This window comes from Microcystis sp. M31BS1 (assembly GCF_020245285.1).
GTDB lineage: Bacteria > Cyanobacteriota > Cyanobacteriia > Cyanobacteriales > Microcystaceae > Microcystis > Microcystis panniformis.
Map to the genome: position 1 here is coordinate 1 of NZ_JADBVE010000286.1, position 6,993 is coordinate 6,993.

General features: G+C 43.5%; 6 protein-coding genes. 5 read left to right on the forward strand and 1 reads right to left on the reverse strand.

The window, feature by feature from the left end; all coding sequences use genetic code 11:
• Positions 1-285: 285 nt before the first annotated feature.
• On the reverse strand, positions 286-1,098 hold the full coding sequence (locus IM509_RS16575; RefSeq protein WP_002762753.1) for a Uma2 family endonuclease: 813 nt from the start codon (positions 1,096-1,098) through the stop codon (positions 286-288).
• Between the two features lie 67 nt (positions 1,099-1,165).
• Between IM509_RS16575 and IM509_RS16580 the strand changes: the two genes are divergently transcribed.
• From IM509_RS16580 to IM509_RS16600, 5 genes are all read left to right on the forward strand, one after another.
• Entirely contained in the window at positions 1,166-3,262 is a 2,097-nt protein-coding gene (locus IM509_RS16580; RefSeq protein WP_052278194.1) for a S8 family peptidase, read from the forward strand.
• A 383-nt stretch (positions 3,263-3,645) separates the two neighbouring features.
• A complete protein-coding gene (locus IM509_RS16585; RefSeq protein WP_072926928.1) occupies positions 3,646-4,671 on the forward strand; it encodes an aldo/keto reductase in 1,026 nt (341 codons plus the stop codon).
• Positions 4,668-5,075, forward strand: coding sequence for a gamma-glutamylcyclotransferase family protein (locus tag IM509_RS16590; RefSeq protein WP_072926930.1), 408 nt, complete (start codon positions 4,668-4,670; stop codon positions 5,073-5,075). Before IM509_RS16585 ends, IM509_RS16590 begins: the two co-directional genes overlap by 4 nt.
• A 59-nt stretch (positions 5,076-5,134) precedes the next feature.
• The gene (gene psb35, locus IM509_RS16595) at positions 5,135-5,335 is read left to right on the forward strand and encodes a photosystem II assembly protein Psb35 (RefSeq protein WP_002782108.1); all 201 of its coding nucleotides are present in this window, start codon (positions 5,135-5,137) and stop codon (positions 5,333-5,335) included.
• 304 nt (positions 5,336-5,639) lie between these two features.
• Complete coding sequence (locus IM509_RS16600) at positions 5,640-6,785, forward strand: DNA cytosine methyltransferase (protein WP_072926932.1); 1,146 nt, start codon at positions 5,640-5,642, stop codon at positions 6,783-6,785.
• Positions 6,786-6,993 lie beyond the last annotated feature (208 nt).

The following is a 6,993-nucleotide window of genomic DNA, read 5'->3' on the forward strand; positions in this document are numbered from 1 at the left end:
AAAATAGGCTTTTCGAGGGTAATTCTTGTTTTAATTCTCCATGTACGCGGTCTTTAAAAGCCTCTATTTCGTTCCAAGACACGATTAAGAGTGGCTTTTAGGCTAAGTATAATTACTCATCGCGTAAGTGAGATGCTCCCTGCTACCTTCTGTGATTTAGCCACCAAGCAATGTTATCCCTTTGCGGGTGACGACGCAGTGTAATTTGTTCTTCCTGGCATTAGTCATTAGGTAGACAGTCTTTTTTTACATGAATTGTTCGCACTTGCCTACCTGACAAAACGACTACTCTTCAGGTTCTATCCCCAACGCCCTTAACTGTTCCGCTAGGCGATCGGCTCGTTGTCGTTCCTGTTCGGCTCGTTGTCGTTCCTGTTCGGCTCGTTGTCGTTCCTGTTCAGTAGATTCCTGGGAAGTTAACAACAAGTTACCTTCCCCATCCCACCAGCGAAGCCAGGGAAAGGATTGATTTTGGTATTCCCCCTGCCAAATTCCTAACTCTACCTTTAAAGGAACAATGGGATAATGACCGCGCTGATTAGGAGTCATTTTTTGGTAACGACCATTAACTAACTGGTACATCTCGATCTGGGCCTTGTTAACTTCATAAATTCCATAAAAAGGAATTTGAATCGCTCGCTCATAGATCCAAAATTTACCCTTGACAGGCGTTTTATCCCGTTCTTCTTCACCATTACCAGAGACAAATTCTAAGGCAATAACCGGTTCAATGGTTTCTTTCCACATCACAAAAGAACGCCGGACTTGACCATCAATCGTTGTGGGGACATGGGGAACATAAAACCAATCGGGAGCAACAGCACCTTTTTCTAGGGATTCTGGATGCTCTGGCAATCGCCAATAAATCCCACAATCTCGACCCAGACAGTAATTACCGTCAGGATGTAATTGCTCCAAAAGGGGTGTAATAGTATCCGTTAAAAGGTCTGCTTGGGGAGGCTCTTGATAGTTTTTCACAAAACTTCCATCTTTATCCGGGAGTTGGGTGTGGTCGGGTAAAGGGGAATCGCAATACACCGTGGTCGAAGGTTCCTGAATTGTGGTTGCGGGTTGTGCCGTTGGGGTGATTGCACTCATCTTTAATTCCCCTATTTTTGTTATCTAGCTTTTATTCTATAACTGTTCTTGAAAACCTGCAAAAACTATGCCTGATCTCAATGCTATCCCCGGAATGACTGCTCTTCGCTCCCATACCAAAGGCGATCCCCGCATCAAAATTGCCGTTCTTGATGGACCGATTGACTTAGATCGCGCCTGTTTCCAAGGAGCAAATATTACCCGCCTTGATCCCTATTGGTCGGAAGAATTTCCCATCGATCCCCAACACTTACAAGCCTTTTTAGATATAGAAAAAAGTGACAAAAGTGATGAAGAAAAAGAGTATCTGTTCAAAGAAGCTATCCCTGATGAAAACATCCTCCACAGTTTGCATTTGCGCTTCCATGCTAACCATATTATCAGCACCATTTGTGGCCAGCCAGATTCACCCGTAGAAGGGATTGCTCCTCAGGCTACTGTAATTAATATTCCCATCGCCTATAGCAACGAAGATTTTATTAATCCTCTCAATCTTTCTCGCGCAATTAGTACCGCTATTGAACAGGGAGTTAATATTATCCATTGTGCCGCTTGTCACCCAACTCAAAGCGGATTAGCGCACGAATTTATTGATAAAGCAATTCGTCAAGCTCAAGCTAATAATATCCTGGTGATTGCCCCCGGAGGTAATGATAAAGGAGAGTGTTGGTGCGTTCCTGCGGTATTAGAAAATGTCCTGACAGTAGGAGCAATGAAAGATACAGGTGAGCCATTTAAATTTAGTAATTTTGGCGGTAAATATGCAACGCAAGGGATTCTCGCTCCAGGAGAGAATATTTTAGGCGCTCAACCCGGAACCGATGACCCCATCCGCAAAAAAGGGACTAGCTGCGCCGCTCCCATTGTGACAGGAACAGCCGCTTTATTAATGAGTTTGCAATTAGAACAGGGGTTATCTCCCGACGCAGAAGCAGTAAGAGCCGCCTTAATTAATAGTGCCATCCCTTGCGATCCTAAGGAAGTAGAAGAACCGGAACGCTGTTTATTAGGAAAAATCAATATTGCGGGTGCTTATGAACTGCTGACGGGAGAGAAATTACAAACTGTTGAAGCGGATAACAATTCGTCGAATAATATCATAGAATCGGCGGTAATTCCGATGACAGTGACCACCTCGGTTATCCCATCCAATACAACCGAGATGGCGACTCAGGGAACAATTGTAACCACCCCAACAGCAGCGACACTAGAACCGGTGATCGCTCCTAGCAATGCTTCAGAAAATGTTTCCTCAACCGGATTAATACAAAATAATCAAACAAATAAAAATATTGTCTTTAATAGTGTCGTTCCTAGTCAACGTTCAAACCTCGTTTATGTGTTAGGAACTTTAGGCTATGATTTCGGCACAGAAGCGCGTCGGGATACCTTTAAACAGTTAATGCCAACCATCACGATCGATAATCTTGAATTACCATCCAATCCCTACGATGCGCGGCAAATGGTAGATTATTTAGAAAGTAATTTATCAGAAACTAAGTCTTTAATTTGGACAGTCAATTTAGAACTAACTCCCATCTATGCAATTAAACCAGTGGGAGCCTTCGCCGCTGAGATTTATCAAGTCATGCAATATATGTTAGCGGGTCAAATATTGCCAGAAGCAGACGAAGATTATATTGAAAGGGTGAGTATCCCCGGTCTTCTTACTGAGGAAACCGTGAGACTTTTTTCTGGTCAAATTGTTCCCGTCATTAAAGTTAATAGTCCGCGAGGAATGTATGGCTGGAAAGTTAATACTTTGATTGAATCAGCCATAGAAACTGTTCGCACGGAACATGAAATCGCCGATGAAGCGAGGATGCGGCGTTCTCTAACCAGTTTCTTAAATCGCATTTATTATGACTTACGCAACGTCGGACAAATCGCCCGGGATCGCGCTTTAAATTTTGCCGCTACTAACGCTTTTCAAGCGGTACAAACCTTCTCCCAGGCAGTAGCAATGGGAATGGAATTACACAGTATTGAAGTGGAAAAAAGCCCCTTCTGTCGCTATGGAAGTGAATGCTGGGATGTGAAATTAAAATTCTTCGATCCCGAAAATGGTCTGCGGGCCAAACGAGTTTTTCGCTTTACCATTGATGTTAGCGATCGCACCCCTGTAACTTTAGGTGAAGTGCGTTCTTGGGCTGTTTCTAAATAGCCTGAGTCTGCTAAGTAAGTAAGTAGTCATGCAAAATTAATTACCTGCCCGATCGAGCTAAAACCCTTACGGGGCAATGATCGTCATGTGTAAATAATTTTGCCTAGGTACTTAGTTATAATTAAATTGAAGATAGATTTTGCCTCTGATCCCCCCTGCCCCCCTTGATAAGGGGGGTGCCGATAGGCGGGGGGATCCCCCCTGCCCCCCTTGATAAGGGGGGGATCTGACAACTTTTAACACCTACCTACTTAAGTACCTAAGCAAAATTGATTAACCAATAAGGCCAGGGTTAACTTTTCAAAATTGCACCAAATGTACTTAGCAAAAATGTCGATCAAATTCAATTATAATTAACTTCTTATTCAAAATTTTAGTTAATTATGCGTTACAAACTTTTAGGTAATAGTGGTCTGCGGGTTTCCGAACTATGTCTAGGAACGATGACATTCGGGGAAGATTGGGGTTGGGGGTCGGATAAAGAGGAAAGTCGGGCGGTTTTTCAGGCTTTTGCGGAAGCGGGCGGCAATTTTCTCGATACTGCTAATATCTACACTAACGGAACCAGTGAAACATTAGTGGGGGAATTTGTCAAGGGCGATCGAGAAAAATGGGTAATCGCCACGAAATATTCTCTCAACACGCACCCCGGCGATGTTAATGCCTGCGGAAATCATCGAAAAAACCTCTTTCAGGCGGTAGAAGCTAGTTTAAAGCGTTTAGGTACTGATTACATCGATTTACTCTGGCTTCATATTTGGGACTCTCTCACTCCTATCGAGGAAGTGATGCGTGCTTTCGATGATTTGGTCAGGATGGGAAAAGTGCTTTATATCGGCATTTCTGACAGTCCTGCTTGGATTGTCTCCCAAGCAAACACCCTGGCCACCCTGCGGGGATGGACACCCTTTATCGGACTACAAATAGAATATTCTCTCAAGGAACGCACCCCCGAACGGGAATTATTGCCCATGGCCAAAGCATTCAATGTCGGGGTGACAGCTTGGAGTCCCCTGGGAGGAGGAGTTTTAACGGGAAAATATAATCAACCCAACCCCGTCGATGGACGTTTAAGCATGACCGACCAACCTTTTCAAATTTTTGATCGCGATTTAAAAATTGCCGAGACTGTCCTAGAGATAGCCAGAGAAATTGAGAAATCACCGGCACAAGTGGCATTAAATTGGCTAAGAAATCGGCCTAACGCCGTAATTCCTATCATTGGCGCTCGAAAATTGTCCCAATTGCAGGATAATTTAGCCTGTGTGGACTTTAACCTAACTGGGGAACATCTGCAACGACTCGATAATATCAGCGCCATTTCTCTTGGTTTTCCCCACGAACTTTTAGCCAGTCAATTTGTTCGCGATATCCTATTAGGAGGAGTAGCGGCACAATTGGATCGATGATGGAAGTTTTTGTTTATGGAACACTGAAACCTAGGGAGAGTAACTATTCTGCCTACTGTGCGGGAAAAGTGATCAACTCTAAAACCGCCTACACAAAGGGGCATTTATACCATCTTACCGCCCTCGGTTATCCCGGACTGACCGAGGGGGATGGCTGGGTGAAAGGAATTTTATTGACTTTTAACGCAGATTATGATATTGGGCTTTTGGATGGTTTGGAAGATTATCAACCCGGCAGAGCTGCAGAAGAAAACGAGTATCAGCGTCGCAGAATTCCTATTTATAATCTAGAGCGAGAATTAATCGGCGAAGCTTGGGGATATATGATGACACCGGCAAAAATAGCTCTCCATGGCGGTGTTTGGCTGCCTTCCGGTTGGTGGACCAGTAGCGATCGAAAATAGGGATGAGGGGTCTGATTCTGTTAAGATATACAAATTAAAAGCTTAATCGTGAAAAACTTATGTATTTACTCCTAGAAGTGGCCAGTGGCAAATTCCCCGTTTATTTTGTGGCAGTTTATGTGGTCGGTTTTCTCGCTGCTGTCACCATCGGTTCGATCGCTTGGTACAATTCTAAACGCCCGGTCGGTTGGGAAGATGCCCAAAGACCCGATATTATCCCCGAAGTGAAGACAGGGGTAGATTCTGATTCTCAATCCTAGAAAAAGGCAGTGATCAGTTATTTTAACCGTCAGCTTTTTTCTCCCTTCTCAGCAATCAGGTTGGTCGCGGGGGCTAAAGACCTTACTAGGTGCTGATTTCAGGCATTTCAGCCTTATTGGCTGCCTAAACGTTTCCCAGCGAACAGAAACACGATCGATCAACCAAGGTCGATCGCAAATCGCTATGATAGAATATCGGGTCTTTAATTTCCGTCCCCTCCTCCTCTTATGAAACTGCCTGTCGTCGCTATCATCGCTAGGATATTTAGTTGACAAGAGGCTCCGAATACGATAGTATTCAACCATGAAACAACAAATTATCGACTTATTTTCTGGTGCGGGCGGATTGACCACGGGATTTCATTTAGCCGGGTTTGAATCTATCTGTGCAATTGATGTAAATGCGAAAGCATTAGCAACCTATCAACATAATTATCCTAAAACACGCACTTTTCAGGAAGACATCCGCAAAGTTAATCCATCAGAACTGCGCTTATACTTAGGTTTACAAAGAGAAGAATTAACCGCCCTTATCGGGGGTCCACCCTGTCAAGGATTTTCACGAAATATCCCAGCTGGGTATCGCTATCTTAATGATTCTCGCAATCATTTATATAAGTCTTTCTTAGGATTTGTTCAAGAGTTTCGTCCTCTTCATGTAGTCATGGAAAATGTTCCTGAAATTTTGAAAGCTTATGGCGGTATCATCAGAGATGAAATTGTAGCACATTTAGAATCTTGGGGTTATCAAGTAGTTACTACTTCCCTAAACGCCGCTTATTATGGAGTGCCACAAACTCGCTCAAGAGCCTTTTTTTTAGCTAGTCTAGAGCGTTTACCATCCCTTCCCCAAGCAACTCATTCTGGTGATATCAGAAGTGATTATAAAGCTGTAAAATCTTGGACACAGCTTACTTTACTAGAACCAAATATTGCCCCAGTTACTACTGTTAAAGATGCCATTAGTGATTTACCTACTTTAGAAGCAGGACAAGCTTATGATCACGAAATTTATACTAGGGAACCCGAGACCATATATCAACAGAAGATGCGTGAGCAAAGTCAAAAAATTGTTAATCATATTGCCCGTCCTTTAACACCAATTCAAATGTCAAGAGTGCAAATTCTGGCGGAAGGACAAGATGCGAGAGATTTACCTGCTGAATTAGCACCGAAAAAACACTATAGCGGGGCCTATGGTCGACTTTCTTGGGATAAACCAGCAAGAACAATTACAAGGTGGTTTTTTCATCCCGGTTCTGGCAGATTTTTTCATCCGACCCAGAATCGGACAATCACAATTCGTGAAGCAGCAAGATTACATTCTTATCCCGATCATTTTCACTTTTTAGGGACTTATACTGATATGGCCTCTCAAATTGGAGAATCTGTGCCACCACTGTTAGGCAAAGTGGTAGCAGACTCTATGGGACAAAATCTTGAGTATTAGTTTGGGTTTGTAGCGCTGCAAAAATTGTCTCCACATATCGATCTATTGTCAGACGAGTTCTCTCAATCCCACATTCCGCACCCTAAGTGTCACAACGTCTCAAAAGAGGAAGATGCCTGAGTCAAAATACTTATCTAGAGGAGTGAGTTGGCGGCAAGCTGCCGGCAACTAAGCCGAAAATTCCAGGGTTCCCCCAGTCATTCGCAAT